Annotated in this window: 21 protein-coding genes, 1 other RNA gene and 2 pseudogenes; 12 read left to right on the plus strand and 12 right to left on the minus strand. The window is 62.4% G+C overall.

Features of this window, described 5'->3' with window-relative positions; genetic code table 11:
• Window positions 1–71 precede the first annotated feature (71 nt).
• The 8 genes from NMB96_RS03660 to glpK all read left to right on the plus strand — a co-directional run bounded on the left by NMB96_RS03660 (window position 72) and on the right by glpK (window position 8,332).
• Window positions 72–1,148, plus strand: a complete 1,077-nt coding sequence (locus tag NMB96_RS03660; protein ID WP_023902284.1) for an aromatic ring-hydroxylating dioxygenase subunit alpha — start codon at window positions 72–74, stop codon at window positions 1,146–1,148.
• Window positions 1,149–1,169: 21 nt separating this feature from the next.
• Complete coding sequence (locus NMB96_RS03665) at window positions 1,170–1,973, plus strand: GntR family transcriptional regulator (RefSeq protein ID WP_006449035.1); 804 nt, start codon at window positions 1,170–1,172, stop codon at window positions 1,971–1,973.
• Complete coding sequence (locus NMB96_RS03670) at window positions 1,966–2,949, plus strand: PDR/VanB family oxidoreductase (RefSeq protein ID WP_023902283.1); 984 nt, start codon at window positions 1,966–1,968, stop codon at window positions 2,947–2,949. Before NMB96_RS03665 ends, NMB96_RS03670 begins: the two co-directional genes overlap by 8 nt.
• 60 nt (window positions 2,950–3,009) lie before the next feature.
• Window positions 3,010–3,099, plus strand: a non-coding RNA gene (locus tag NMB96_RS03675) — sX9 sRNA.
• 11 nt (window positions 3,100–3,110) lie between these two features.
• A complete protein-coding gene (locus NMB96_RS03680; protein ID WP_023902282.1) occupies window positions 3,111–3,938 on the plus strand; it encodes a DeoR/GlpR family DNA-binding transcription regulator in 828 nt (275 codons plus the stop codon).
• Between the two features lie 226 nt (window positions 3,939–4,164).
• Entirely contained in the window at window positions 4,165–5,679 is a 1,515-nt protein-coding gene (glpD, locus tag NMB96_RS03685; RefSeq protein ID WP_023902281.1) for a glycerol-3-phosphate dehydrogenase, read from the plus strand.
• A 196-nt stretch (window positions 5,680–5,875) separates the two neighbouring features.
• Window positions 5,876–6,697, plus strand: a complete 822-nt coding sequence (locus NMB96_RS03690) for an MIP/aquaporin family protein (RefSeq protein ID WP_104551346.1) — start codon at window positions 5,876–5,878, stop codon at window positions 6,695–6,697.
• 135 nt (window positions 6,698–6,832) lie between these two features.
• Window positions 6,833–8,332 (plus strand): glycerol kinase GlpK, encoded by a 1,500-nt coding sequence (gene glpK, locus NMB96_RS03695; protein WP_255086262.1) that lies wholly within the window; start codon window positions 6,833–6,835, stop codon window positions 8,330–8,332.
• A gap of 115 nt (window positions 8,333–8,447) precedes the next feature.
• Here glpK and NMB96_RS03700 read toward each other — a convergent pair whose 3' ends face one another.
• Together NMB96_RS03700 and pobA are read right to left on the minus strand one after the other, a co-directional pair.
• A complete protein-coding gene (locus tag NMB96_RS03700) occupies window positions 8,448–8,960 on the minus strand; it encodes a nuclear transport factor 2 family protein (RefSeq protein WP_255086263.1) in 513 nt (170 codons plus the stop codon).
• A 374-nt stretch (window positions 8,961–9,334) separates the two neighbouring features.
• Window positions 9,335–10,522 carry a 4-hydroxybenzoate 3-monooxygenase gene (gene pobA / locus NMB96_RS03705; RefSeq protein WP_255086264.1) on the minus strand — a complete coding sequence of 396 codons (1,188 nt, stop codon included), beginning with the start codon at window positions 10,520–10,522 and terminating at the stop codon, window positions 9,335–9,337.
• A gap of 98 nt (window positions 10,523–10,620) precedes the next feature.
• Between pobA and NMB96_RS03710 the strand changes: the two genes are divergently transcribed.
• Window positions 10,621–11,517 carry a helix-turn-helix domain-containing protein gene (locus NMB96_RS03710; protein WP_084217820.1) on the plus strand — a complete coding sequence of 299 codons (897 nt, stop codon included), beginning with the start codon at window positions 10,621–10,623 and terminating at the stop codon, window positions 11,515–11,517.
• A gap of 540 nt (window positions 11,518–12,057) precedes the next feature.
• Here the strand turns inward: NMB96_RS03710 and NMB96_RS03715 are convergent.
• From NMB96_RS03715 to NMB96_RS03740, 6 genes are all read right to left on the minus strand, one after another.
• Window positions 12,058–13,539, minus strand: coding sequence for a benzaldehyde dehydrogenase (locus NMB96_RS03715; protein ID WP_255086265.1), 1,482 nt, complete (start codon window positions 13,537–13,539; stop codon window positions 12,058–12,060).
• A gap of 27 nt (window positions 13,540–13,566) precedes the next feature.
• A complete protein-coding gene (locus NMB96_RS03720; RefSeq protein ID WP_255086267.1) occupies window positions 13,567–14,334 on the minus strand; it encodes a coniferyl-alcohol dehydrogenase in 768 nt (255 codons plus the stop codon).
• Window positions 14,335–14,367: 33 nt separating this feature from the next.
• Window positions 14,368–15,387: a SphA family protein gene (locus tag NMB96_RS03725; protein WP_023902274.1), complete on the minus strand. Its 1,020-nt coding sequence runs from the start codon at window positions 15,385–15,387 to the stop codon at window positions 14,368–14,370.
• A 137-nt stretch (window positions 15,388–15,524) separates the two neighbouring features.
• Window positions 15,525–16,001 carry a MarR family winged helix-turn-helix transcriptional regulator gene (locus tag NMB96_RS03730; RefSeq protein ID WP_006451709.1) on the minus strand — a complete coding sequence of 159 codons (477 nt, stop codon included), beginning with the start codon at window positions 15,999–16,001 and terminating at the stop codon, window positions 15,525–15,527.
• Between the two features lie 369 nt (window positions 16,002–16,370).
• The gene (locus tag NMB96_RS03735) at window positions 16,371–17,615 is read right to left on the minus strand and encodes an HD-GYP domain-containing protein (protein WP_255086268.1); all 1,245 of its coding nucleotides are present in this window, start codon (window positions 17,613–17,615) and stop codon (window positions 16,371–16,373) included.
• 138 nt (window positions 17,616–17,753) lie between these two features.
• Window positions 17,754–19,064, minus strand: a complete 1,311-nt coding sequence (locus NMB96_RS03740; protein WP_255086270.1) for an MFS transporter — start codon at window positions 19,062–19,064, stop codon at window positions 17,754–17,756.
• Window positions 19,065–19,576: 512 nt separating this feature from the next.
• Here NMB96_RS03740 and NMB96_RS03745 point away from each other — a divergent pair.
• Window positions 19,577–20,122, plus strand: a complete 546-nt coding sequence (locus tag NMB96_RS03745; RefSeq protein ID WP_255086271.1) for a gamma carbonic anhydrase family protein — start codon at window positions 19,577–19,579, stop codon at window positions 20,120–20,122.
• A gap of 46 nt (window positions 20,123–20,168) precedes the next feature.
• Here the strand turns inward: NMB96_RS03745 and NMB96_RS03750 are convergent, their stop codons facing one another.
• Window positions 20,169–20,435 carry a YkgJ family cysteine cluster protein gene (locus tag NMB96_RS03750; RefSeq protein WP_255086272.1) on the minus strand — a complete coding sequence of 89 codons (267 nt, stop codon included), beginning with the start codon at window positions 20,433–20,435 and terminating at the stop codon, window positions 20,169–20,171.
• A gap of 294 nt (window positions 20,436–20,729) precedes the next feature.
• Between NMB96_RS03750 and ilvD the strand changes: the two genes are divergently transcribed.
• Entirely contained in the window at window positions 20,730–22,601 is a 1,872-nt protein-coding gene (gene ilvD / locus NMB96_RS03755; protein ID WP_255086273.1) for a dihydroxy-acid dehydratase, read from the plus strand.
• Here ilvD and NMB96_RS03760 read toward each other — a convergent pair.
• Window positions 22,582–22,906: pseudogene (locus NMB96_RS03760) on the minus strand (integrase core domain-containing protein); the annotation flags it as partial. The gene ilvD and the pseudogene NMB96_RS03760 overlap by 20 nt on opposite strands.
• A gap of 28 nt (window positions 22,907–22,934) precedes the next feature.
• Here NMB96_RS03760 and NMB96_RS03765 point away from each other — a divergent pair.
• Window positions 22,935–23,126: pseudogene (locus tag NMB96_RS03765) on the plus strand (transposase); the annotation flags it as partial.
• Window positions 23,127–23,470: 344 nt separating this feature from the next.
• On the opposite strand, the gene NMB96_RS03770 reads toward NMB96_RS03765, so the two are convergent.
• Window positions 23,471–24,811, minus strand: a complete 1,341-nt coding sequence (locus NMB96_RS03770; RefSeq protein ID WP_255086274.1) for an McrC family protein — start codon at window positions 24,809–24,811, stop codon at window positions 23,471–23,473.
• Window positions 24,772–26,097, minus strand: coding sequence for an McrB family protein (locus NMB96_RS03775; protein ID WP_255086275.1), 1,326 nt, complete (start codon window positions 26,095–26,097; stop codon window positions 24,772–24,774). Before NMB96_RS03775 ends, NMB96_RS03770 begins: the two co-directional genes overlap by 40 nt.

Here is a 26,097-nt window from a genome sequence, read left to right on the forward strand (position 1 = left end):
ACTGGTTGCCAGCCGGCGTACCACTGCCGATCCGCACCCCAGGTTGTATACAAACCCCAGGAGTCACGGTCATGTCCCAGTCCAAGCAGCTGTTTCCCCTCAACGCGTGGTATGCCGTCGCCTGGGACCACGAGATCAAGCACGCGCTGGCCCCGCGCAAGGTCTGCAACCTGGATGTGGTGCTGTATCGCAGCACCGCCGGGGCCGTGATCGCACTCGAAGACGCGTGCTGGCATCGCCTGGTGCCGCTGTCGATGGGCAAGCTGCGCGGCGACGATGTGGTCTGCGGTTATCACGGGCTGGTCTACAACACGCAAGGCCGCTGCGTGCACATGCCTTCGCAGGAAACCATCAACCCGTCCGCATGCGTGCGCAGTTTTCCGGTGGCCGAGAAGCATCGCTATGTGTGGATCTGGCCCGGCGACCCGGCGCAGGCCGACACCAGCCTGATTCCCGATCTGCATTGGGCGCACGACCCGGCCTGGGCCGGCGACGGCCGCACCATCTACGCCAAGTGCGACTACCGGCTGGTGCTGGACAACCTGATGGACCTGACCCACGAGACCTTCGTGCATGGCTCCAGCATCGGCCAGGACGAGATCGCCGAAGCGCCGTTCGAGGTGATGCACGGCGACCGCTCGGTGGTGGTGTCGCGCTGGATGCGCAATATCGACGCGCCACCGTTCTGGGCCAGCCAGATTGCGCGTCATCTGGATTACCACGGCAAGGTCGATCGCTGGCAGATCATCCGCTTCGAAGCGCCCGGCACCATCGCCATCGATGTCGGTGTGGCCATCGCCGGCACCGGTGCGCCGGAAGGCGACCGCAGCCAGGGCGTCAACGGCTACGTGCTCAATACCATCACGCCCGAAACCGACACCACCTGCCACTACTTCTGGGCGTTCATGCGCAACTACGCGCTGCACGACCAATCCCTGACCACGCTCACCCGGGCCGGCGTCACCGGCGTGTTCGGCGAAGACGAGGCGGTGCTGGAAGCGCAACAGCGCGCCATCGATGCGCATCCGGATCACACCTTCTACAACCTCAACGTCGATGCCGGCGGCATGTGGGCGCGCCGCGTGATCGATCGGCTGATCGCACAGGAACAGCGCGCGCAGGAATTGTCGCTGCGCATGGTGGGCTAAAGCACCGCGACGGAGGTTCGCATGTCACCGACCACCCCGTTTCGCAGCAGTGCCGCGCAAACCACGCGCGCACTGCTGTCGCTACGCGAACTGATTCTCGACGGCACCCTGCCGGCCGGCGCGCGGCTGTCCGAGCTGGCGGTGGTGCAGCGGCTGGGCATGTCACGCACGCCGGTGCGCGCCGCGTTGCAGCGTCTCTGCGAAGAAGGCCTGGCCAGCGCACTGCCGGGCGGCGGCTACGCGGTGCAGGCCTTCAGCGAACGCGATGTGCACGATGCGATCGAACTGCGCGGCACGCTCGAAGGCCTGGCCGCGCGCATGGCCGCCGAACGCGGGGCATCCGCCGCATCGCTGGCTCAGGCTCGCCAGTTGCTGGACACGCTCGACGGCATCGTCGGCTCGCCGCTGCACGCCATCGACTTCACCGCCTATGTGCAGGCCAACGCGCAGTTCCACGCGTTGCTGGTGGCCATGGCCGGCAGCGATGTGCTGGGCCGCGAACTCACCCGTGTGCTGCAGTTACCGTTCGCCTCGCCCAATAGCCTGGTCATGGCGCAGACCACCAGCGCCGAGGCGCAACTGATTCTGACACTGGCGCAAGACCAGCATCGCGAAGTCATCGCTGCCATCGAATACCGCCAGGGCGCGCGTGCCGAAGCGCTGATGCGCGAGCACGCACGGCTTGCGCATCGCAATCTGCGCCACGTCCTGCAAACCCCGGCGGCGATCACCCAGGTGCGCGGTGGCGCCTTGATCGGCCGCGCCCATCCGTCCAACGCTGGCAGCAGCCAGCACCCCCTTCTGCCCGGAGTTCCCCATGCGTAAAGACACCCAGTGGCACCGCGCCCACGTCGTCAGCATTGCCGATGCCTGCGAGGGCGTGCGCGAGATCGTGCTCGATCCCGGCACTGCGGCGCGCCCGTTCGAGGTGGGCAGTCATCTGGATTTTCGCGTGCAGTTGCATGGCCGGCCCGATGTGCGTTCGTACTCGCTGGTGGGCGAACCGCGCTCCGATGGCTATTACCAGATCGCGGTACGGCAGATGCCCGACAGCCGCGGCGGCTCGCGGCATATGTGGACCTTGCAGCCCGGCGACGTGGTGGAGATCTCGCCGCCCAGCAACAACTTTGCGCTGGATGAGAGCGGCGAGGAAATCCTGTTGATCGCAGGCGGGATCGGCATCACGCCGATCATCGGCATGGCGCAGCGGCTGTCACGTCGCCACCGGTCTTTTCGCCTGCTGTACGTTGGCCGCTCACGTGCTGCGATGGCGTATGCGGACGAGTTGGAAACCTTGCTCGGCGAGCGCCTGCAGCTGCATTGCGACGACACCGCTGGGCAGCCGGATCTTGCCGCCGAATTGGCGCGCCTGTCGCCCAATGCCGAGGTGTATGTGTGCGGGCCACTGGGCATGCTCGAAGCGGTGCGCCAGCACTGGCACGCCGCCGGGCGTTCGCGTGCGCGGCTGCATTTCGAAACCTTCGGCAATAGCGGGCGGGTGCCGGCGCAGGCCTTCGTGGTCAAGTTGCCCGGGCTCGGCCTGGAAGTGCCGGTGGCGGAAAACGAATCGATGCTGGATGCCCTGGCCGATGCCGGGGTGGAGCTGATCGCCGAATGCCGTCGTGGCGAATGCGGGCTGTGCGCGGTGGAGGTGCTGGACAGCGCGGCCGATATCGACCACCGCGATGTGTTCTTCAGCGACGAACAACGCCGCGAGAACCGCAAACTGTGCGCCTGCGTTTCGCGCGCGGTGGGTGGCAGCATCAGTATCGATACGGGATATCGCGGCGAGCTGGGCTGAGAGCGCAGCAAAAACTGCTGCGCCAACCATCAGCCAGGCGCGGCAGGCACTCGCTGCGGCGTGTGCCACGCGCACACTGCGGTTTCTGCGCGCGCCGTCCACGCCCACCCGACGACTGCTCGCTACGGCTTGCACGCAGCCGTGTTTGCATCCTCACGCACATGCGCGATCATCTGCGCATGGAGTCGACTCACTACAGGACGGTCCCGGCGCCGGCACTCAACCCGCGCCAGGAGCAATTGGTGGCATTGGTGCGGCAGCAGGGCTTTGCCGAGGTGGAGGGGCTGGCGACGCGCTTCGACGTCACCCCGCAGACCATTCGCCGCGACCTCACGTTGCTCTGCGATGCCGGCGTGCTGCGCCGCTATCACGGCGGCGTCAGCATGCCCTCGAGCGTGGAAAACCTGGCCTACACCGCGCGCAAGGCGTTGCAGGCGCGCGAAAAGCAGCACATCGCCGCACAGGTCGCCCGCTTCATTCCCGACGATGCCTCGCTGTTCATCAACCTGGGTACCACCAACGAAGAGGTCGCGCGCGCATTGCTGCAGCACCGCGGCCTGCGTGTGATCACCAACAACCTCAACGTGGCGGTGATGCTCAGCGCCAACCCCAGCTTCGAGGTCATCGTGGCCGGCGGCGTGGTACGCGGGCGCGACCAGGGCGTGACCGGCGAGGCGACGGTGGAGCTGATCCGGCAGTTCAAGGTGGACTTCGGGGTGATCGGCATTTCCGGCATCGATCTGGACGGTACCTTGCTGGATTTCGACTACCAAGAGGTGCGCGTGGCCCAGGCCATCATCGAGCACTCGCGGCAGGTGCTGCTGGCTGCCGACCACAGCAAGTTCGGCCGCAACGCCATGGTGCGGCTGGGTGCGATCGCCCAGGTGCACGACTGGTTCACCGACCGACCACCGCCGCAGGAACTGGCCGCGGTGCTGGCCGACGCCGGCACCCGGGTGCATCTGGCAAACCCTGGCGACGCCAGCTGAGCCGATTGTTCGTTTTTGTGCGTTTGCGATAAGCGCACATTCCTAGACCGTCATTTCTGATCCAGAATAGCGATCAGAATCCCACTTCCACTAGGTCCTCCAACGGAAACCTATCCTAAAAAAAGGGTTTGACGTCCCTTCACGTCCCGACAAGGTTTGATGTTCGAATATGTTCGAACATGACAACTTGGGTTCGCTCTTGTGGCGCGCCCGGACGGAGACACCGATGGGCGAGATATACGATCTTCTGGTGATAGGCGGCGGTATCAATGGGGTCGGCATCGCCCGCGATGCGGCCGGGCGCGGCTTGTCGGTGTGCCTGTGCGAGCAGGACGATCTGGCTGCGCATACCAGCAGCGCCAGCACCAAGCTCATTCACGGCGGCCTGCGCTACCTGGAGCAGTACGAGTTCGCGCTGGTCGGCAAGGCACTGGCCGAGCGCGAGGTGCTGCTGCGGCTGGCCCCGCACATCATCTGGCCGCTGCGTTTCCTGCTGCCGCATCAACCGCATCTGCGTCCGGCATGGATGATTCGTGCCGGCCTGTTTCTGTACGACCATCTCGGCGGCAGCAAGCGCAGCCTGCCGCGCTCGCGCCGGCTGTCGCTGCGCACGCACCCGGTGGGCCAGCCATTGCAGGAGTCGCTGCGCACCGGCTTCGTGTACTCCGATGCCTGGGTGCAGGACGCGCGGCTGGTGGTGCTCAATGCGATGGACGCTGCCAAGCGTGGCGCGCAGATCCATACGCGCACTCGCTGTGTCGGTGCCTGGCGCGATGCCGGGTTCTGGTATGCCGAACTCGAAGGTCGCGACGGCCGCCGCCGCACCGTGCAGGCGCGTGCGCTGGCCAATGCGGCCGGTCCGTGGGCGGTGTCGTTCCTGGACAAGGTGGCCGCGGTGCCGCACAAGCATGCGCTGCGCCTGGTCAAGGGCAGCCACATCGTAGTGCCCAAACTGTTCGACCACGACCATGCGTACATCTTCCAGCAACCGGACCGGCGCATCGTGTTCGCCATTCCGTACGAGCACGACTTCACCTTGATCGGCACCACCGATGTCGACCACGAAGACGACCCCGCCACGCCCAAGATCGACGCGGCCGAGGTGCAGTATCTGTGCGAAGCGGTGAACCTGTATTTCCAGCAGCAGATCAGCCCCGCCGATGTGGTGTGGAGCTATAGCGGCGTGCGCCCGCTGCTCGACGATGCCGAGGACAACGCCGCCGAAGTCACCCGCGATTACCAACTGGAAGTGCTCACCGACGGCGCGCCGTTGCTCAATGTGTTCGGCGGCAAGCTGACCACGTACCGCAAGCTCGCCGAAGAGGCGGTCGACCGGCTGACGCATGCGCTAGGCGCACGCAAGCCGGCGTGGACGGCGCGCGGCGACGCGCTGCCGGGCGGCGAACAGCGCGATATCGCCAGCCTGCTCGAACGCGTCAGCAGCGCACGGCCGTGGCTGCCGGCACCTACCGCACAGCGGCTGGTTCGCAATTACGGCACCTGCGCGGAGCAGCTGCTGGGCGAGGCGCAGGACATCGCGGCCTTGGGTACGCACTTCGGCGCCGATCTGTACCAGGCCGAGGTGGATTACCTGCGTGCACACGAGTGGGCCGTGACCGCCGACGACATCCTGTGGCGCCGCAGCAAACTCGGTCTGCGCATCGATGCGGCCGGGCGCCAGCGCCTGGAAGACTATCTGCAGACGCAATCGGTCCAGCAGGCGGACGTGGTACCGGCCTGATCGAACAGCGTTGCCGGCGAGGACGGGTCGTTCGGCAACGTATCCTGGCGCATTCGCCAGCATCATCCTGAGTCACGTGGAGGGCAACCCAGATGAGCACCAACCAACACCCCTGCGCGCCAACATGCGCGCCGCACCACCCTGCCTGCGTCATTGAGACCAGCATCGACACTGTCACAACCATGAGCACGCGCGCATGAGCCGCCAACTCGTAGGTGAGTTGATCTCCGAAGCGGTGGCGATGTTCATCATCATCGCGCTCGGCGATTCGGTCGCAGCGATGTACATCCTCTACGACCCGAGCCCGTATCAGAACGCCTACTGGGGCGTGTGTATCGCCTGGGGCCTGTCAGTGACGCTGGCGATCTATGTCACCGGCTCGGTATCCGGCACGCATGCCAATCCGGCGGTGACGCTGGCGCTGGCATTGTTCCGCGATTTCTCCTGGAAGAAAGTGCTGCCGTACTGGGGCGCGCAAGTAATCGGTGCATTTCTGGGCGCGGCCATCGTTTACCAGATGTACGGGCCGGTGATCGATCACTACAACCAGGTGCAACAGCTCACCCGCGAAGCCGGTGGCGCAGCCGGGGTGTTCTTCACTGCACCCGGTCTGGCGGTTACGCCGATGCATGCGCTGGTGGACCAGATCATCATCACTGCGTTCCTGATCTTCGGCATCTTCGCCATCACCGAACAGTTCAACGAAGCCGCGCCGACCGCCAACTCCGGCGCGCTGATGATCGGTCTGCTGGTGGCCACGCTGGGCGCGTCGATGGGCTATCTGGAAGCCTGGGCGATGAACCCGGCGCGCGACTTCGGCCCGCGCTTGTTCGCCTACTTTGCCGGTTGGGGCGAGGCCGCGTTGCCGGCCAAGGACAATTACTGGTGGATCCCGATCGTCGGTCCGTTGATCGGCGGCCCCATCGGCGCGCTCGCCTACCAGTGGCTGATCCTGCCGTTTCTGCCGGCACGCGTGCGACATCTGCAGGGCGGCAAACCGCCGCTCGACCCGCAGTAATCGCACTGCTGCACGACTGACAGCACAGCGCCGCTGTTGAGCAGGTCTTGAGTTGTTACCGGCCTCTCATACAACGGCGTGCACCACCCACTTTCTCGCCGTGCGCCAGCGCCGGCATTGTTTGAGGAATCTCCGATGGAAAAGCAATACGTCCTTGCGATCGATCAAGGCACCACCAGCTCACGCGCGATGTTGTTCGACCGCCAGGGCAAGGTGGCCGGTGTGGCGCAGCGCGAGTTCGGCCAGATCTTTCCGCAGCCGGGCTGGGTGGAACACAACCCGCGCGAGATCATGACCAGCGTCTACACCACCATCACTGAGCTGCTCAACAACGCGCAGATCGATGCGCGTTCGATTGCCGGTATCGGCATCACCAACCAGCGCGAAACCGCAGTGGTGTGGGACAAGGCCACCGGCCAGCCGATCTACAACGCCATCGTGTGGCAATCGCGGCAGACCAAGGACATCTGTACGCAGCTCAAGGAAGCCGGGCACGAGCAGATGGTGCGCGACAAGACCGGCTTGCTGATCGACGCGTATTTCTCCGGCACCAAGGTCAAGTGGATTCTCGACCATGTGGAAGGCGCACGTGAGCGGGCGCAGAAAGGCGAACTGGCCTTCGGCACCATCGACAGCTGGCTGATCTGGAATCTCACCGGCGGCAAGGTGCACGTGACCGACTACACCAATGCCTCGCGCACGCTGATGTACAACATCCACACGCTGGAGTGGGACGCCGAGCTGCTGGCGATGCTCGACGTGCCGGCGGCAATGCTGCCGGAGGTGCGCTCGTCCAGCGAAATCTACGGCATGACCCAGACCCAGTATTTCTACGGCGAGCAGGTGCCCATCGCGGGCATCGCCGGCGACCAGCAGGCCGCATTGTTCGGCCAGGCCTGCTTCGAGCCGGGCATGGCCAAGAACACCTATGGCACCGGCTGCTTTGCATTGATGAATACCGGCGACAAGGCGGTCGCCTCCAAGGCCGGGTTGCTGACCACGATTGCCTGGGGCATCGACGGCAAGGTCGAATATGCGCTGGAAGGCTCGATCTTCGTTGCCGGCTCGGTGGTGCAATGGCTGCGCGACGGCCTGCGCATGCTGGGCAAGGCCAGCGACTCGCAGGCCTACGCCGAGCGTGCAGGCGACAACGACGGGGTGTATCTGGTGCCGGCCTTCGTCGGCCTGGGCGCGCCGTATTGGCGCAGCGATATCCGTGGCGCGGTGTTCGGGCTGACCCGCGGCACCACCAAGGAACACTTCGTGCGTGCGGCGGTGGAATCGATGGCGTATCAGACCCGCGACGTACTCACTGCAATGCAGGCCGATTCGGGCATCGAACTGAAAGAGCTGCGTGCCGACGGCGGCGCGATCGCCAACGACTTCATGGCCCAGTTCCAGAGCGACATTCTCAACGTACCGGTGCTGCGCCCGGAAGTATCCGAAACCACCGCGCTCGGCGCGGCCTATCTGGCAGGGCTGGCGACCGGCTTCTGGAGCAGCCGCGAAGAGATCGCCAAGCAGTGGGCAGTGGATCGCCGGTTCGATCCGAACATGGCCGACGACAAGCGCGAACAACTGTATGCCGGCTGGCAGCAAGCGGTGGAAGCCACGATGGGCTTCCGCATCAGCTAAACGCTGCCATGGAAACGACTGCGCCCACCAATAGGTGGGCGCAACGTTAGGTTGGCAACTCGCGTGAGTTACGCATTGGATGGCTGCACGCTGCAGCCTTGCAATGCCGCAGCACTTACTGGCCGCCGGTATTGGCGCGGCCGGCAATCGTGTCCGGATCCCAATGCTCCGTGATCAGGCCATTTTCGATGCGGAACATGTCGAACCAGGTGGTGGTGTAGGTCTTGCTCGGATCGCGCGGATCCGGCAGCGTGCGCACCGACACCAGCGTGACCAGGTCGCGATCTGCGGTGATGGCCACCAGCGGCAACTGCACGCGTTCCTGCACCGGCGTCGGCGGCACGAAGGCGGTCAGAAATGCGATGAAGGCGTCGCGCCCGTTTGCCACATTCGGGTTGTGCTGAATGTAGTTCTTGTCCATGTACATCGGCGCGTACTGCACCTGACCGGCTTCGAACACGATGCGCCAGAAGTCGTAGACCAGACGCTTGTTGGCGGTTTCGAACCAGGTGGAACCGACCAGCATCTTCTGGTGGTTGGGATTGGCGGTCACTGCGGTCTGCGCGAACGCAGCCACGGGCGCCACCAGCATGACCAGTAACAGGGCACGGGAGAACAGGGTTTTCATGGAGCACTCCTGGGTGGAGACGGGCACTGCGCTCGCTGCAGGCAGCAGCACGATGCTCCGCTGATTGGGGGAATGACGCGCCCTTGCACACAGCGATGTCTACGCGTCGCCGCCAGCCTACCGGCCGCGTCCGCTCGCCCGCTAGCCGCCTAAAAGTGCACCAGGGCACCTCTGAAATGGATGGTGAGAAAAACATCACCTCTTAACGTGATGCGTGTCGTGTTACCAAGCATGGCGAATGCATGCCGGGAGCGCCCCGATGTGTGAGCTCGAGTGGCGCGCAAACCGCACAACGCACGAATCCGTGCCCATTCCGAGCAGCAAGAATACTTGCCTGACGGCCGCGCAGCGGTGAGTCGACTGCCCTGGTCAGATCACTCGCCAGCCAACTCCACCAACGGCAAACCGGCATAATTTTCTGCCACCGTGGCGCGGCCGGCCTCGCTGCCCAGCAGATAATCCAGCTCGGCAGCGCGAATGCGCGCAGTAAATGCATCTTCGTCGTCGAAGGTGTGCAGCAAGGTGGTCATCCACCATGAAAACCGCTCGGCCTTCCAGACCCGTTGCAGCGCGAGCGCCGAATACTGCTGCAGCACACTGGCATCGCCGGATGTGTTCCAGCGTTCGAACAACTGTGCGAGCAAGCCGACGTCGGCCAGCGCCAGGTTCAAGCCCTTCGCGCCAGTCGGTGGCACGATATGCGCCGCGTCGCCGGCCAGAAACAGGCGACCGTACTGCATCGGTTCGGCGACAAAACTGCGCAACGGCGCAATGCTCTTTTCGATCGATGGGCCGGTGATAAGTTGCGCAGCCAAGGTGTCTGGCAGCCGCGCGCGCAATTCATTCCAGAATGCCTGGTCGCTCCAGGCCTCCACACGCGCATCGGCAGGCACCTGCACGTAATAGCGCGTGCGTGTGGGCGAGCGCATCGAACACAACGCAAACCCGTGTGGGTGACGCGCGTAGATCAGCTCATCGTGCACTGGCGGTGTGTCGGCAAGCACACCCAGCCATCCGAACGGATACACGCGCTCGAACAGGCGCAGTCGCTCGGGCGGAATGCTGGCGCGGCTGATGCCATGGAAGCCGTCGCAGCCAACGATATAGTCGCAGGCGATACGCTGGCGTTGGCCATCATGGGTGAATTCCACTGCGGGCGCATTGCTTTGTACCTCGCACAGGGTGACGTCCTGGACGTTGTAATAGGTCGGCGCAGCGCTACGCGCACGTGCCTGCATCAGATCGGCGGTGACCTCGGTCTGGCCGTAGACGGTGACGCCACGCCCGCAGCCGCGCAGCAGGTCGATGCGCTCACGCTGGCCATCCAGCGACAGTTCGAAGCCATGATGCAACAAGCCTTCGCGCTGCAGGCGCTCGCCGACGCCTGCGCGCTGCAGCAGCTCCACACTGCCCTGCTCCAGCACGCCGGCGCGAATGCGGCCGAGCACGTGCTCGGGCGTCTGCCGCTCGATAATGACGGTATCGATACCGGCGCGCAGCAACAGCTCGCCAAGCAACAGGCCGGAGGGGCCTGCGCCGATGATCGCAACCTGGGTTCGCATGCAATGCTCCTGCCTCAGCGGGCTGATGCAGGCCAGTGTCGGTAGCCAAGCGTGCGCTTTGAAGGGATGATTGCGTGCAGTGCTTGGACTTTTCGACGATGCCGACACGCGCGCCCGATATTGCTGCAGCCACCCCTGTTCCCGCCTTCGGTCTGTACGGCGAGCACCATGCCGACGCGCCGGAGTTATTGCACTGGGAGTCGATCGCCGCACGTAGCCGGTTGCACGATTGGCATATCGTGCCGCACCGCCACGAAGACCTGGCGCAGCTGCTCTACGTGCAGCGCGGGCCGGCAACGCTGCAGCTGGATGGCCGCAGCCAACGCGTGCGCGGCGCAACCGTGGTGTGGTTGCCACCGTTATGCGTGCACGGCTTCGGATTCGATCCACAGGTGCGCGGGCACATCATCACCTTGTGCATGCCGTTGGTACGCAGTGCACTCAGTGCCACACCACTGCTGCAGCGCGCATTAGCGGCGCCTTTGGTGCTGCAGGTCAATCAAGCACGCGGATTGCTCGACGTGTTGTTCGCCACCATTGCCGACGATCACGCGCGCCAGCGCATCGGTCACGAGGCCGCGTTGCAGGCGGCTGCGGCGCAGCTGTTGATCTGGACCGCGCGCACGGCACTGGAACGCGCACAAGATGCAGCTGCGGTAAGCCCGCAGGCCGATCCGGCATTGCGCCATCTACGCGGCTACCAGGCCCTGATCGACCAGCACTATCGCGCGCATTGGCCGATCTCCCGCTACGCCGATCAATTGGGACTGACCCCGGGCCATCTCAACGCGCTATGCCAGCGACTGGCAGGGGCCTCGGCATTACACCTGCTGCAGCGGCGGATCATGCTGGAAGCACGCCGCAGTCTGCGCTACACCAGCCTGAGCGTGCAACAGATCGCAGCCAGCCTTGGATTTTTCGACGCTGCGTATTTCAGCCGCTACTTCGCCCGCCACACCGGCTGCTCGCCGACGCGCTTCCGTGCTGGCGATTAAGAGCGGCTGATCTGCGGGTTGGCTGCAGGGCCCTTGCCCGCCCACCATCGCAGGACACGCCGCAAGTACGTCCATGTAGGCTCTTACGCGGCATCCATGCCGCGTAAGGTCCCGCGACGGTGGGCGGGCAAGGACCAGTCGAGAGTGTCGGTGTGCAGGGTTGCAAGCAATGCATGACATGCTTCTGATTTGCTAGCTATCGTGTGGTTCCGCGACCCGCACCAGCAAGGACACGCTACTTGTGAGGCGCTCAGCTTTTTACCCAGCGACCGACCAACAGTCTGGTGCGGTGTCCTCACCGATTGCGGGACCGTGTGGCGGCATGGATGCCGCCACCGAGCCTACATGGACGTACTTGCGGCGTGTCCCGCGAGCGGTGAGGGCACCGCGCCCTCGACTAGCCATGCTTTCGGCTGCATCGAAAACGACGCCAGGGATACATCCAAAAAAACGAAGTCGGGTGCAACCAACACGCTGCAGCCATCAATGCAGCGTTAGAGAGGTTTTCTCAGCAACTCCAAGTCGGTTGCGCCACTCCGCTCAGAACGGGTACTGCGGCACCGTGTTCTTGATCGTCAGCCACTGCCAATGCGTGTACTGCTCCCAATCGGCCGGGCCGCCGACACTGGTGCCATTGCCCGACGCACCGGTGCCGCCGAACGGATTGATGACTTCGTCCACCACCGTCTGGTCGTTGATATGCAGCGAGCCGATGTACAGTTGCTCGCCCAGGTTCATCGCACGCGACACCGATGCCGACATGATGCCTGCGGCCAACCCATACTCGCCGTAGTTGGCCAGTTCCGCCGCTTCGTCGTCGGTATCGAATACGGTGATGTTGATCACCGGGCCGAACACCTCTTCGTCGAATGCGCGCATGCCCGGACGCACGTTGGACAACACGGTCGGCGCATAGAACAGACCTTCGTTTGTCGCGCCGGCTTCGACCACCGCACCGGCAGCAACACTGTCGCGCACGATGTCGATCACACGTTGCAGCTGGCGTTGGTCGATGATCGGGCCCAGCGCCACGGTGACGCTGACCGGATCGCCAACGGGAAGATGACGGGCTTTTTCGGCCAGACGCTGCGTCAATGCCTCGGCCACACTGCGTTGTACCAGCACCCGGCCGGTGGCCATGCAGATCTGACCTTGATGCATGTAGGCGCCAAACGCGATTGCCGATGCGGCCTTGTCCAGATCGGCGTCGTCGAGCACGATCACTGCGTTGTTGCCGCCCAGTTCCAGCGCAACCTTCTTCAAGTGCCGCCCCGCAATCTCGCCGATGCGTCGGCCGGCAGCGGTGGAACCGGTGAAGGCGATCATCGGCACATCCGGCGATTCGACCAGCGCCTGACCGATCTGCGCATCGCCATGCAGCACATGCAGCAAGCCCTTTGGCAGACCGGCTTCTTCCAGCACCTGCGCGATGATCACGCCGCCGGTATACGGCGTGCGCGGATCGGGCTTGAGCACCACCGCATTGCCCATCGCCAGCGCCGGTGCGACCGAACGCAGCGACAGGATCAACGGGAAGTTGAACGGCGAAATCACCGCAATCACGCCCAATGGCAGATGCCGCGCCAGGCTGAGCTGACCGGCACCGGTCGGTAGTACCTGGCCCACGGCCTGCAGCGGAAGCGCCGCAGCCTGCTGATAGAACACCACCGATTCGTTCACTTCGCGCTGTGCCTTGGGCAGGATGCCGCCGGTTTCGCGCGCAATCAGCAGCGCGGCTTCTGCACTGCGCGCTTCCATCAGCTGCGCGGCACGGTGAAATATCGCAGCGCGCTCACGCGGCGCGGTGGCGGCCCACGCACGCTGCGCATGTTTGGCTTGCGCCACCGCAGCTGCGACATCGGACAGATCGGCCTTGCTCACTTCATGCAACAGGTTGCCAGTGGCAGGCTCGTAGATCTGCAAGGTACCGCCGTTACCGGGCACCCAGTCGCCATTGAAAATGCAGCCGTGCCACGCCGGGGTGGTGGGCGCGGATACTGCAACGTTGGGGAGAGCATTCATGGTCTAGCCTCCTGCTGTGGGGTGGAGTTACAGAGTGGTCGACGCCAGCCCGCCATCAACCGGCAGCGTGATGCCGTTGATCCAGCGCGCAGCATCGGACGCAAGAAACACGATGGCCTCGGCCACTTCATCGGCATACGCCGGGCGGGTCATGCGCTTGGCATCTTCCTTGACGCGTTCCTCGCCAAGCATGGCGGCAAAGTCGCCCAGGATCGGCGTGAACACCGGCCCTGGCGAGACGTTGTTGACGCGCACGCCACGCTCGGCAAACCAGGGCCGCGATTGCAGCAACGTCCACACGATCAGCGCTTCCTTGAAGTACTGGTAGCAGGTGTCGTGTGCCACCGGATGTTCCACCAACCACGCGCTGCCGGCAGCAAAGCTGTCGGTGGCGGCCAGTTGCTTATGCAGGTCCAGCCGCTGCGGCCATTCGGCGCCCAGAATCGACGCCACGTTGATGATGCTGCCGCCCGGCACGATACGCGGCAGCAAGGCCTGGCTGAGATGACGCAGGCCCAGATAGTTGACGCGTGCCACCAGCTCGAGCGGTGCGGTGCCGGGGACGCCGGCCACGTTGGCCAGCGCGTCGATGCGCTCCGGCAAGGCATTCACCAGCGCATCGATAGAGGCCGGGTCGCCGAGGTCGGCCTGGTGAAACCCATGCAGCGTCATCTGCACCGGTGTGCGGTCGATGCCGATCACGGTGGCACCATGAAACCGCGCCAGCCGCGCGACTTCTGCACCGATACCCGAGGCCACACCGGTGACCACGATCGTCTTGTTCTGCAAATTCATTGCCACTCTCCGAAGAGGCCGGCCACGCCGGCACTAGAACACATGGACGTACTGCAGGTTGACGTTGTTGCCGGAGGCGGCGTTCTTCACTTCCACCGGCAGATAGAGATTGGCGAACACGATGTTGCTGGCATCCAGCCGCCATGAGCCGCCTGGTCCGGCGTAGAACACGCTTTGACGCGTGTCTGCAACGCGCTGCCCATTGGTGCGGTTATCGCGGAACTGGGTGAGGTAATACGCATTCACGCCCAGATGGATATCCGGTGCCACTTCCCAGGAGGTGGCGAAGTTGATCCAGCCCGCATCGCCTGCCTGCCCATTGCGGAATTCGAAGCCGGGCGGCAGATTCGGACGACGCTCGCTGCGAAAGTTGTAGATGTAATTCAGGCGCGCACTGATTTCCCAGCTCGGCGTCGGCAGCCAGGTCAATGCGTAGTTCGGCACCACCGACCAATAGCCTGCACTTTGGTTGAGGTCGCGGTCGCGATCGAACTTGCCGATCGGTGCGATGGCATCGATCTCGAAACGCTGCGAAAACACCGGCCTGCCATCGCGTATCACCGGCAGCATCTGCAGATATGGCCCGAACGTCAGATCGCCCACGCCTGCACCGTTATCGCGCAGTGTGGCGACGCTGTTGCGGCCGAACGAGGCATCCAGGTTGATCAGCGGAACCAGCGTATTGATGCCCAGTGCGCCGCCAAAGAGCTTGTAGGGCGTGACATAGGCGATCTGGGTCAGCAACAGCGTGGAATCGATGCGCGGATTATCGAACACCGGCACATCGTTGCCGCGCGCGTCCTTGATCGCATCCAGCGAACTCTGACGCAGATAGGTGATCACCGCCCAACCCGGCGTGGTGCGCGTGAACCCGTCGAAGAAGCTGGTGCCGCCGGTGTTGATGCCATTGGTCAGCGTTGCACTCTGCGGCACGCCCTGCGCAAACGCAGGCCCGGCTGCCAGCAGCGACATCACCCCGAGCAGGACACTGCACTGCAGTAACCCACGCCAACCCACGTGGCGCACAACCGATAGATAACTCACTGCGAACATCTCCAACGTTGAGAGGAAACAGCGGTAGATAGGACGTGGCAACGGTCAGGCAGGCGCGATCGCCGCGCCGCTCACGGCACGTGCAATGGTCAGATTGGTGGGACGGTACTGCCGAGCGCAGGCTCGGCAGCGGCGGATCACTGCGTGTCGAGACGATCCAGCCGGTCGAGTGCGCGCAGCAACGGCGCTTCGCTGCTGCCAAGCACCGCGCTGAGTTGCTGTTCCATGCGCAGCACCTCTGCTTCGGCATCGGTCAGCAAGGCCACGCCGGCAGCGGTCAGCGACAGATGCTGCATGCGGCGGTCCTGGCGTCCACGCACCTGCCGCAGCAGGCGGCGCTTGACCAGCCGCGCCACCACGATCGCCAGATTGGGCGGCGACACGTGCAGCACATCGCCGATCTGGCGCTGGTTGATGCCCGGGTTGCCGTCCACCAGCATCAGCAGCGAAAAATCGACCGGCTTGAGATCGAACGCCGCCACGCAGTCCTGAAACATCCGCCGCACCAGCAGTTCGGTGCGGGTGATGCGGTAGCCCAGCAACCGCAGCAGGCGCGCCTGGTCCACCGTGGTGACGGCATCGGGCAGCAGTGCGGCATTGGCAGTGACGGACATGACGGTTCTCGCAACGATGGCAGCGGGCGGACCGGTGCGCGCAGCACTCCCCGCCCGCAACGCCGATCCGCGGCGTGAGCTGCATTGTAGACGTGGCCGGGGGTACCGATGCGGGCGTGTGCGTTGCCGATGCTGCCCATTGCTGCCTGCAGACCCGCGCAGCCGGCCAGCTGCCGGCCGGCGCCGGCGCATGGCAGCCGCGTGCGGCAGCTGCAACACGTAGGGAACGGCGGTGATCCAGGCACGGCATGGGCATGAAATCCGGGTCGGCATTGATTGCGTTCCGGAATAGTTATGGATCATAACTACATTGCCAAGCTGCAGCGCAGCATGGTCGCGCTCGCCAGCGTGTTCACGCGGCGCTACCGCTTACGGCAACCAGAGTTTCTCGAGATCGCGAAAGCCCCAATCGGTGGGGCTTTCCATCTGCGCGATGCGGTCCTGGCAGTCCGGCCGCGACAGATTGATGTCCTGCACCAGCACATGGCTGCGCAGCTTGGCCGAATAAAACACGCGCACCTTGGGCTTGAGCAGCGCATCGACCGTCTGCTCGATCACCACCGCCAGTTTCTGCGACTCCAGCCGCACCAGCGAACCGACCGGATAAATACCCAGCCGCCGCACGAACGCCTGGAATACTGCGGGGTCGAAATGCCCCTGCCACGATGCCATGCGCTTGAGCGATTCGGCCGGATCCCAGGCCCGTTTATACGGGCGATCCGAGCTGATGGCGTCGTACACATCGCACACCGCACCCATCCGCGACATCAACGAGATGTTCTCGCCCGCCAGCTGATTCGGATAACCGGTGCCGTCCATTTTTTCGTGATGATGCAGCGCGATCTCCAACACCACCGCGTTCTGCACACCGCCAGCTACCAGCAGGCGATGACCATCCATCGGGTGCTGGCGCATGATGTCCATCTCTTCGTCGGTGAGCTTGCCGGGCTTGTTGAGAATGTCCAGCGGCGTCACCGCCTTGCCCATGTCGTGCAGCAGGCCGCCCATCGCCGCCTCCACCACCTGGGCCTCGGGCAACCCCAGCTGACGCGCCAGCCCGCTCATCAGCCCGGCCACGGCCATCGAATGCAGGTAGGTGTAGTCGTCGGCAGTCTTGAGCCGCGCCACGCTGATCAAGGCCTGTGGATGCCGCAGCACCGAATCGTTGATGGCCTGCACCAGCGGCATCGCCGCCTCGGTGTCGACGGTACGGCCAAGCCGCACGTCGCGAAACATCGCCTCGACCATGTCGCGGCCGTCTTCGAAGATCTTGCGGGCACGCACCACTTCGGACTCGATGCCGACCTGTGCGGTGACGCTGTTGGTGCGCGCGGTGCGGGAGGTGCATGCAGGCTTGGGCGGCTCCGATGGCTCCGGCAGTTCCGGTTCGGGCGGTGCATCCGCTGCTGCGTGCGCTGCGGCCGGCGCTTCCAGATCCAATCCACGCGCGGTATCGATCACCAACTGCTCGATACGGCTGCCATGGATCTTGTCCACATCGTCGGAGTCGACCAGAAACGAGGTCTTCCAGAACGGGTGGTGCACCCACGCGCCCAGCAGCTTGTAGACATACATGCCGGGGCGGAGTTGATCTGAGTCGATGGTTCTGAGCATGCCGGCGCTGGTCTGCTTGAAATCCGCGGAAGAGCCCGCCACAGGGATGGGGGGTCTGACGAGTTATCGGCAGTGCAGTGGATTTCTTTGGCGCGGTCGACTCCGCTAGCGGCACCTGGCTGACGCAGCGTGAGCGGTTCAGCGAGGGGGCAGACGCATGCTCAGCACGGCCGCCGCAGCCAGCAGCAGAGGCAGGCTGCAGGCCAGGTAGAGCGTGGCCGGCGACCACCCTGCATCCACCAGCATGCCCACGCACAGCGGCGAGGCAATCGCGCCGAAGCGGCCCACGCCGATCGCCCAGCCCATCCCGGTGGAGCGCACCGCCGCCGCGAAGACCACCGGCGCCACCGCATACAGGCCGGCAATGGCGGCAAACATGGCCGCACCGGTCAACAGCGCGATCACGAACGCCCAGCTCAACACCGTGCTGTAGAGCCCGAACGCAAGCATGGCCAGCGCCGACAACAGCAGCGCCCCGGCCGTCAGCCGCGACAACCGCGCACGCGCCGCCAGCCAGCTGAACATCCCGCCGCCAGCAATGCCGCCCAGATTCAACAGCACCCCGCCGGTCACGCCCTGCTCCGCCGACAGCCCGGCCACAACCAGCAGCTTCGGCGTCCAGCTGAGCACGAAGTAGAACGCGAACATCAGCAGGAAGAACGCCAGCGCGATCAGCAGCGACTGGCGCCGCAAGCCAGGCACGAACAGGGCCGCATAGCCCTGCGCGTCATCGGCAACCTGTGGCGGCGGCAATGGCAGTTCGGCAAGCGGCGGCATGCCCATGCGGGCCAGCACCGCGTTGAAGCGTGCAGACGCACCGGGCGGGCGACGCGCGATCAGAAATTCCAGCGATTCGGGCAGCCAGGCCAGCACCAATGGCACGCACAGCAGCGACCCGGCCGCACCAAGCAGGAACACCGCGTGCCACGACCACTGCTGCAGCAACAACGCTGCGATCGCACCGCCCAGGGTCGCGCCGATCGGATAACCGGTGGCCTGCAGCGCCAATGCGGTGCTGCGCCAGTGTGCGGTGGAGTATTCGGCGGCGATCACCGCAACGCAGGCCAGCATGCCGCCGATCCCGATACCGGTGAACGCACGCAGCGCACCAAGTTGCCACGCGCTGCTGGCCAAGGCCGAGGCGCCCATGCCGACGGTCAAGATCGCCAGGCACACCAGGATCATCGCCCGACGCCCGATGCGGTCGGCCAACGGCGCCAGCAACAACGACCCCAGCGCCATGCCGACCAGGCCGGCACTGAACAACACGCCGAGCAACTTGCCCGACAACTGCCACTGCGCCGACACATGCGGCGCAGTGAAGGCCATCGCCATCACATCGAAGCCGTCGAGCATGGTGAGCAGCACGCAGACCGCCACCGCTCTCCACTGGAAGGGCGTCATCCGCGGCAGCACGAAGCTTGCGGGTGTTGCTGCGCTATGCGGCATGCGTGAATCCTGTGATGGAGAAGGGTGCTTGCTGCAGTGCGCCGACCTGCATGCAGGTCGCCCGAGGGCGCCGCACAGTTGCGGCGCAGATCGAGCCCATGGATGCAGCCGACGCGGTTACACGAATCAGTAGTTTCGACGACATCTAGCGTTGCGATGCAGTGGCAAACCAACGCCGCTGCAACAGTGCGTGGCCACGCTAGGCCGATCGCAGGCAGCGTTCAAGACGAGTGCCTGCACTGGTGTGCGCTTATCGGACAGGCCGGCACGCCGCTTCGTTTCGAAGCTCACGCGTTCGTTGCTGGTGACTGCAATCAAACACCTGCGTCGTGTGCATCGCATGCACTACAAAGGGAAGGCGTAACCACTCTGTCTTTGCAGCCTTGATGGCCTCGATGCGCAGCCACGCGGTACATCCACCACGCATTGCCCGTTCCGCACACCCACAGACGGCCAGTTATCATGCAAGCAGTGCATGCATTGGGCGGCACACTGATTTGCCGGAGAGTGCCGTGACCCCGATTCGTTCGTTCCTGGACCACACCCCGCAGCTGGGCGCACGCGTCTATATCGACCCCGCCTGCACCATCATCGGCAAGGTGAGCCTGGGCGATGACGTCTCGGTGTGGCCGGGCACGGTGATTCGCGGCGACGTCAATCATGTGCAGATCGGCGCACGCACCAACGTGCAGGACGGCACCATCATCCACGTCAGTCACCATAGCCCGTTCAACAAGGCCGGCTATCCCACCGTGATTGGCGCAGACGTCACCGTCGGCCACGGCACCATCCTGCATGCCTGCACCATCGAAGACCTGTGCCTGATCGGCATGGGCGCCTGCGTGCTCGACGGCGCCACCGTCAAACGCTACGGATTCGTTGGCGCCGGTGCGGTGGTCGGCCCGGGCAAGGTCGTTGGCGAAGGCGAACTGTGGCTGGGCAATCCGGCACGGCTGGCGCGCACGCTCAGCGACAAGGAAATCGAGAGCCTGCATTATTCGGCGCAACATTATGTGCGGCTCAAGGGTCAGTATCTGGGTGTGCCGACTGGCGATTGATTGAGGGTCTGCGAGGCGGGCTCGCGCCTGGCGTTGACGTACCGGTTCAAGGCTGCGTCGCACGCTCCAAGGTCGTCAGCATCGTCAACGCCTGCTCGCGCGAAGCGCCGCACATCTCCAGCGATGGCCGCAGGCTAGCGCACACCGCCGGGCGCTGCGGCGAGCCGAACAAGCGGCAGCCCAGCTGCGCGTCCAGCTGCACGCACGCCACCCCGGCCGGCTTGCCATCGGGCATGCCGGGAATCGGCGAGCTGATCGAGGGCGCGATGCAGCAGGCAGCGCAGCCCAGGCGGCAGGAAAGCGTGGAAGACATCGGCACAGTTTAGCGGCGCGACGCAAGTGCAGCGCTGGCAGAAAACCACATTTGCCGAGCAACCTAACCGGAACGCCGCCAGCCGGGCGCGCTGCCAACGCACTCCACGTCCGTTGGAACCAGCCCACTGCAGCCTGATCGCCCGGCAGCGTGCACGCTGCAATGACGGCCGCGCCGAACAGCTGCGTGCTAACGTGCCGGATCACCAGAACGCGCCGCGACGGTTGCAGCAGCAACAGTTGCGACGCGCTCTAATTGCCAGCCACCGCTCGCCAATCAGCCGTCGAATTCGCCATGCCCGAGTATCGCTCCAAGACCTCCACCCACGGCCGCAACATGGCCGGCGCCCGCGCACTGTGGCGCGCCACCGGCATGCGCGATGGCGACTTCCACAAGCCCATCATCGCCATCGCCAACTCGTTCACCCAGTTCGTGCCCGGGCATGTGCACCTGAAGGATCTCGGCCAGCTGGTCGCACGCGAGATCGAGCGCGTCGGCGGCGTGGCCAAGGAGTTCGACACCATCGCCGTGGACGACGGCATCGCCATGGGCCACGACGGCATGCTGTATTCGCTGCCCAGCCGCGAGATCATCGCCGACTCGGTCGAGTACATGGTCAATGCGCATTGCGCCGACGCGCTGGTGTGCATTTCCAATTGCGACAAGATCACCCCCGGCATGTTGATGGCCGCGCTGCGGCTCAATATCCCCACCGTGTTCGTCTCCGGCGGCCCGATGGAGGCCGGCAAGACCAAGTTGTCCGAACATAAACTCGATTTGATCGACGCGATGGTCATCGCCGCCGACGACAGCGCCTCCGACGAAAAGGTGGCGGAGTTCGAGCGTAGCGCCTGCCCCACCTGCGGCTCGTGCTCGGGCATGTTCACCGCCAACTCGATGAACTGCCTGACCGAAGCGCTGGGCCTGTCGTTGCCCGGCAACGGCACCGTGGTGGCCACGCACGCCGACCGCGAGCAGCTGTTCCTGCGCGCCGGACGCGTGGCGGTGGAACTGTGCCACCGCTGGTATGGCGGCGAAGATCCCACCGCACTACCGCGCGGCATTGCCACCTTCGAAGCCTTCGAAAATGCGATGACGCTGGATATCGCGATGGGTGGCTCGACCAACACCATCCTGCATCTGCTCGCTGCCGCGCAGGAAGGCGAAGTGCCGTTCGGCATGCAGGATATCGACCGCCTGTCCAAGCGCGTGCCGCAGCTGTGCAAGGTCGCGCCGAACACGCCGAAGTACCACATCGAAGACGTGCATCGCGCCGGCGGCATCATGGCCATCCTCGGCGAACTGGCACGTGGCGGCCTGCTGCACACCAACGCGGCCACGGTGCACGCACGCACGCTGGCCGACGCCATCGCGCAGTGGGATGTCACCCAGACCGACGCGGAAATGGTGCACACGTTCTACAAGGCCGGCCCGGCCGGCATCCCCACCCAGATTGCCTTCAGCCAAGCCACGCGTTGGGACACCCTGGACACCGATCGCAGCGAAGGCTGCATCCGCGATGTCGCCCATGCGTTCTCGCAGGAAGGCGGCCTGGCCGTGCTGTACGGCAATATCGCCCGCGACGGCTGCGTGGTGAAGACCGCGGGTGTGGACGAATCCATCCACGTGTTCGAAGGCAATGTCCGCGTCTACGAAAGCCAGGATTCGGCGGTCAAAGGCATCCTCGCTGACGAAGTGAAGGCCGGCGATATCGTGGTGATCCGCTACGAAGGCCCCAAGGGCGGCCCCGGCATGCAGGAAATGCTCTACCCCACCAGCTATCTCAAATCCAAGGGCCTGGGCAAGCAATGCGCCCTGCTCACCGACGGCCGCTTCTCCGGCGGCACCTCGGGCCTGTCGATCGGCCACGCCTCGCCGGAAGCCGCCGCAGGCGGAGCGATCGGCCTGGTACGCGATGGCGACAAGATCTTGATCGACATTCCCAATCGCTCGATCAACCTGCTGGTGTCCGACGAAGAACTCGCCAGTCGCCGCGCCGAGCAGGATGCCAAGGGCTGGAAGCCGGTGGAGGTGCGCCCGCGCAAGGTCACCACGGCGTTGAAGGCGTACGCGTTGCTGGCGACCAGTGCGGATAAGGGTGCGGTGCGGGATAAGGCGTTGTTGGATGGTGTCGACTCACCGCAATTCAGTGCCAGCCACAAATAGAGGTCTGCGGTGATGTGGATCACGGAACTCGGCGCTGTTAGTCCGCTCAAGCTGCTGTGCGGTATCTGTTGGTTCTAGCCGGCCAGCCATTGCTCGGTCTGTTCGCGGACCTCGCTCAGCTTGCGTAAGATGTACATATCCAAGACGCCGCGGCGGTAGCTGCCGTTGAAGCGTTCGATGAAGTCTAAGGTGATGCCCTTGCACTCAGCCCATTCGGCCAAGGCCAGCGCGACAAAGTAAACGGAGCTTGTCCGGATAGCCGGGGCTGCGATGCGTTCCAACGTGCGGATGACGCGGGCGGCCGGTGATAACAAACGCTAGCTTGCTAGGGAAGAACGTTGGGAACACTTCAAAGCCAGAGTGCGCGCGAAGGTGGAGCATCCGTTTCGTGTGATAAAGCGCCAGTTCGATTACATCAAGGTCCGCTATCGCGGCCTGGCCAAGGACTCCTCGCAGGTGCTCATGTTGTTTGCGCTCTCCAATTTGTGGATGGTGAGCCCCCAGCTGCTGCCGCACAACAGATAATGCTACCTGACGACTGGATAAGCCGCCAGAAGATTAATGGCTTAAAACGCAAATGCCAACATTGCGCGACATCCCGGCAGTGCTAATTAAACTGCGAGATGCTGGTTAGTTAATCATATCTCCCCTAAAATGGGATTATTTGACGGTGGAGGAGGAAAATACAGATATGGGAAAGAAGTTCCTATCGATGAAGCTGTAGATTTAATTCTTTCCCACCTTCAGCAGTTAAACGCATCCTTGCTTGCAAATTTTCTCAAAATGAGTGCAACTCCAGTGGAGTCGAGTGGGTAGGCAATCACCGAATTGGCAGGATTTGATATTTACAATCAAATTTTTAACTGAGCTTAAGGCAGCTTCATCTCCAATAATTCCAAAATCGTCTGCCTCAAGGCGGACTCCTCCTCTTCGATATCGAAAGCATCCAGCTTCATGAAATACTGAAAAAACTCGATTCCCGCGATAACTCCCAGGCAAGTAAGCCCTGAAGGACAATGCTCATTGGCAGGGAGAACAAGAACACCATGTTTAGAACCGTAGGACAATGCGTAAGAAATTATCTGATTAAGATCAGATCGATCCGCCAAATTTTTAATGGATTTGTACTTTACATCGATGACCAGGCTTGTGGCGTTTTCCATCCCGCTCTTGATCAATATATCCGGTGTTGCAACGACCGGTCTGTTGATGTAAATTCCTCGTGGAGAAGGGGAGAAAAGAGGCTTCTTCCCGCCAAATTTTCCGTCTTTATTTCCATCCAATACCCGATGACCGCGGCTTTCTAGATCGAAATGGTCCAACACAGCCAATACATAACCTTCAAAAGCTTTCTCTAAGTTTAATATCAAGGCGCTAGCGCCAATGTTTCCAGAACTTGAAAAACTAAATCCTTTCCCTTGAAGGATTATCTTCCCAAGTGAGATTGCGTCTAAATAGCTCTCCTTGGTAGAGGGAATCTGCTGTTCGTGATCTGCAATCATCTGGTCGGCAAGCAAATCCTCTTCTCGCGCCGTCGATATCATGGTGAAGTGATCCAGTAGCTCTACAACCTCCCGTTTGCGTTTTTTGCTACTCATCAATTCTTTGCTGTCCAGTATCCTTAGCAATACATGCTTTAGGAACCGGTTTGCAGAGTTGTCCACTGTCCTTTCATGCCAGGTCGAGACCATGCGGGAGTCTTGGAACTTTGCTCTTGCACGGACGGTCTGTGTCATACCAATCCTGCCCTTGGGCGAGAAGCCAGAAGAAGAACGCGGCTGATAAAGTTTCAGCAAGCCTGTCATGCAAACTTCTTCCGTTGCTCTAAGAAAGAAGTCGCTGAGGAATTCGCTCAGCGCCTTTGATGAATAGTGATGAGGGCTGTATCTTCTCTTGAACTTCCTGAGAATGACAGGTTCATAATTTGCAAAGAATACAATCCTCTCTAGGTTGGCGATCGGAACCTTTGGTATTATCTCCAGAGAAAACTTGGCGTTCACTGGGATTGTACCAATGTATCCTCCGGCTTGAAAAATTGGCTTTCCCTTCTTGAAGCGGACAGAGAAGTAGTCCCTCTGCAATATTTCCGGAAACGCGGATAGTTCGCCGCTAGCAGTAAGAAAATCCGAAGGAATCTCGATCTCGTCGTACTCTTTGACCTTAATAGTCCTCATGTCGGTTGGGGCTGCTCTTGGAAAATACGTTTCCATGCAGAGTGAATGATACCAAGCTGCTCTTCATCATTTTTCAGGATTTTTTCGAAATGAAATACCAATTGATGATCCCAAAGACGTTGCAGGCTTTCGTCGGTCTTCGCCTTCATGAAATAGGCATGGCCAAGTCGACAAAGCTTGTTCGGATGATTAGCCAACCTGCTGAAGAACTGTTCCAAGAGCTGGCGGCGTTCTTCGCTCAATGAGGATTTCTGCAATTCGATTCGCAGGCGTTCCAGATCCGGGTCGAAACGGATCTTCGCGAAACGTCGCTCGAACGCAAGATCCAACTCATCGACGCCCCGGTCCCACGGGTTCATGGTGCAGAGGATTATTAGATTCTGCGGAATGCTACAGATACGGCCAGAGGGCAGCCGAAACTCCAAATCTCGTTTGTCCCGTTCGATATAGGTCAAGGCTTCACCGAAAACCCTAACAACATCAGTTCGACTCAACTCGTCGATGACTACGACGATGCTATCATCCGGTTGTTCGCGTGCTGCGTCGCAAGCTTTAAGGAAAATCTTGTCCACCAGTGCAAATCCACCGACTTCTGTTGGTACGTAAGATTCAATGAAATCTTCATACTGGTACCCCGGATGAAATTGGATGAAAAACAAGTTCGCCGTTTTTCCATCGACAATCTTAAGTGCGACTTGACGGGCGTACCAGCTCTTGCTTGTGCCTGGTGCGCCAGTGAAGATCACTCCCGCATAGTCATCATCAAGCAATGATTTGACATCCAAAATTATTGGATCTTCATCGGTCAGTAACGATGGAACAATGGGATTTTCAACCAATTCTTCATGAGTGCCTATATCTTCTTCGTATGCTGCAACAGGCATTTCCAGCTCCACATCCTCCACTTTCAACTGAGGGAATGCGCTCATATAGAAGTTTGCGAGTTTGCTTTCTTTTTTGGGATTTCGAAGGAGGAGTTTGGGGACGAGTTCTCCGGCTGCACCGCCAGCATAGGCGAAGAATACCGTTCGCAAAGCAGGATAAAACAAGGATTTGCAGTGACGAACCAGCGGATCGAACGCATCATCATTTGTTACGAAGAAGATGACATTTATCACATCGCGCTGACTTAATTGTTCCTTGGCGCGATTTCCAGCTTGTTTTGCTTTATTAACTATACTGACCCGTGCACTTTCCCCAAAGTTAGTCGATACCCACTGCTTTAGTTGGTCACCCTTTTTGTTGTTACGTGCATCAGCGGACTGAAGTACCAAGATGGCATCTTTGAATCCACTCAGAAGTGCTTGATTAGTTTGCGACAT

Origin of the sequence: Xanthomonas hortorum (assembly GCF_024339125.1) — a bacterium.
GTDB lineage: Bacteria > Pseudomonadota > Gammaproteobacteria > Xanthomonadales > Xanthomonadaceae > Xanthomonas > Xanthomonas hortorum.

Bases quoted from the DNA above. Each gene is read 5' to 3' on its own strand.
- glpD (WP_023902281.1), top strand. From the start codon at position 4,165: ATGGGCGAGATATACGATCTTCTGGTGATAGGCGGCGGTATCAATGGG.
- NMB96_RS03680 (WP_023902282.1), top strand. From the start codon at position 3,111: ATGCGCGATCATCTGCGCATGGAGTCGACTCACTACAGGACGGTCCCG.
- NMB96_RS03660 (WP_023902284.1), top strand. From the start codon at position 72: ATGTCCCAGTCCAAGCAGCTGTTTCCCCTCAACGCGTGGTATGCCGTC.
- NMB96_RS03700 (WP_255086263.1), bottom strand. From the start codon at position 8,960: ATGAAAACCCTGTTCTCCCGTGCCCTGTTACTGGTCATGCTGGTGGCG.
- NMB96_RS03770 (WP_255086274.1), bottom strand. From the start codon at position 24,811: ATGGAAACGTATTTTCCAAGAGCAGCCCCAACCGACATGAGGACTATT.
- NMB96_RS03730 (WP_006451709.1), bottom strand. From the start codon at position 16,001: ATGTCCGTCACTGCCAATGCCGCACTGCTGCCCGATGCCGTCACCACG.
- NMB96_RS03690 (WP_104551346.1), top strand. From the start codon at position 5,876: ATGAGCCGCCAACTCGTAGGTGAGTTGATCTCCGAAGCGGTGGCGATG.
- NMB96_RS03710 (WP_084217820.1), top strand. From the start codon at position 10,621: ATGCCGACACGCGCGCCCGATATTGCTGCAGCCACCCCTGTTCCCGCC.
- pobA (WP_255086264.1), bottom strand. From the start codon at position 10,522: ATGCGAACCCAGGTTGCGATCATCGGCGCAGGCCCCTCCGGCCTGTTG.
- glpK (WP_255086262.1), top strand. From the start codon at position 6,833: ATGGAAAAGCAATACGTCCTTGCGATCGATCAAGGCACCACCAGCTCA.
- NMB96_RS03665 (WP_006449035.1), top strand. From the start codon at position 1,170: ATGTCACCGACCACCCCGTTTCGCAGCAGTGCCGCGCAAACCACGCGC.
- NMB96_RS03750 (WP_255086272.1), bottom strand. From the start codon at position 20,435: ATGTCTTCCACGCTTTCCTGCCGCCTGGGCTGCGCTGCCTGCTGCATC.
- NMB96_RS03735 (WP_255086268.1), bottom strand. From the start codon at position 17,615: ATGCTCAGAACCATCGACTCAGATCAACTCCGCCCCGGCATGTATGTC.
- NMB96_RS03775 (WP_255086275.1), bottom strand. From the start codon at position 26,097: ATGTCGCAAACTAATCAAGCACTTCTGAGTGGATTCAAAGATGCCATC.
- ilvD (WP_255086273.1), top strand. From the start codon at position 20,730: ATGCCCGAGTATCGCTCCAAGACCTCCACCCACGGCCGCAACATGGCC.
- NMB96_RS03720 (WP_255086267.1), bottom strand. From the start codon at position 14,334: ATGAATTTGCAGAACAAGACGATCGTGGTCACCGGTGTGGCCTCGGGT.
- NMB96_RS03725 (WP_023902274.1), bottom strand. From the start codon at position 15,387: ATGTTCGCAGTGAGTTATCTATCGGTTGTGCGCCACGTGGGTTGGCGT.
- NMB96_RS03670 (WP_023902283.1), top strand. From the start codon at position 1,966: ATGCGTAAAGACACCCAGTGGCACCGCGCCCACGTCGTCAGCATTGCC.
- NMB96_RS03715 (WP_255086265.1), bottom strand. From the start codon at position 13,539: ATGAATGCTCTCCCCAACGTTGCAGTATCCGCGCCCACCACCCCGGCG.
- NMB96_RS03740 (WP_255086270.1), bottom strand. From the start codon at position 19,064: ATGCCGCATAGCGCAGCAACACCCGCAAGCTTCGTGCTGCCGCGGATG.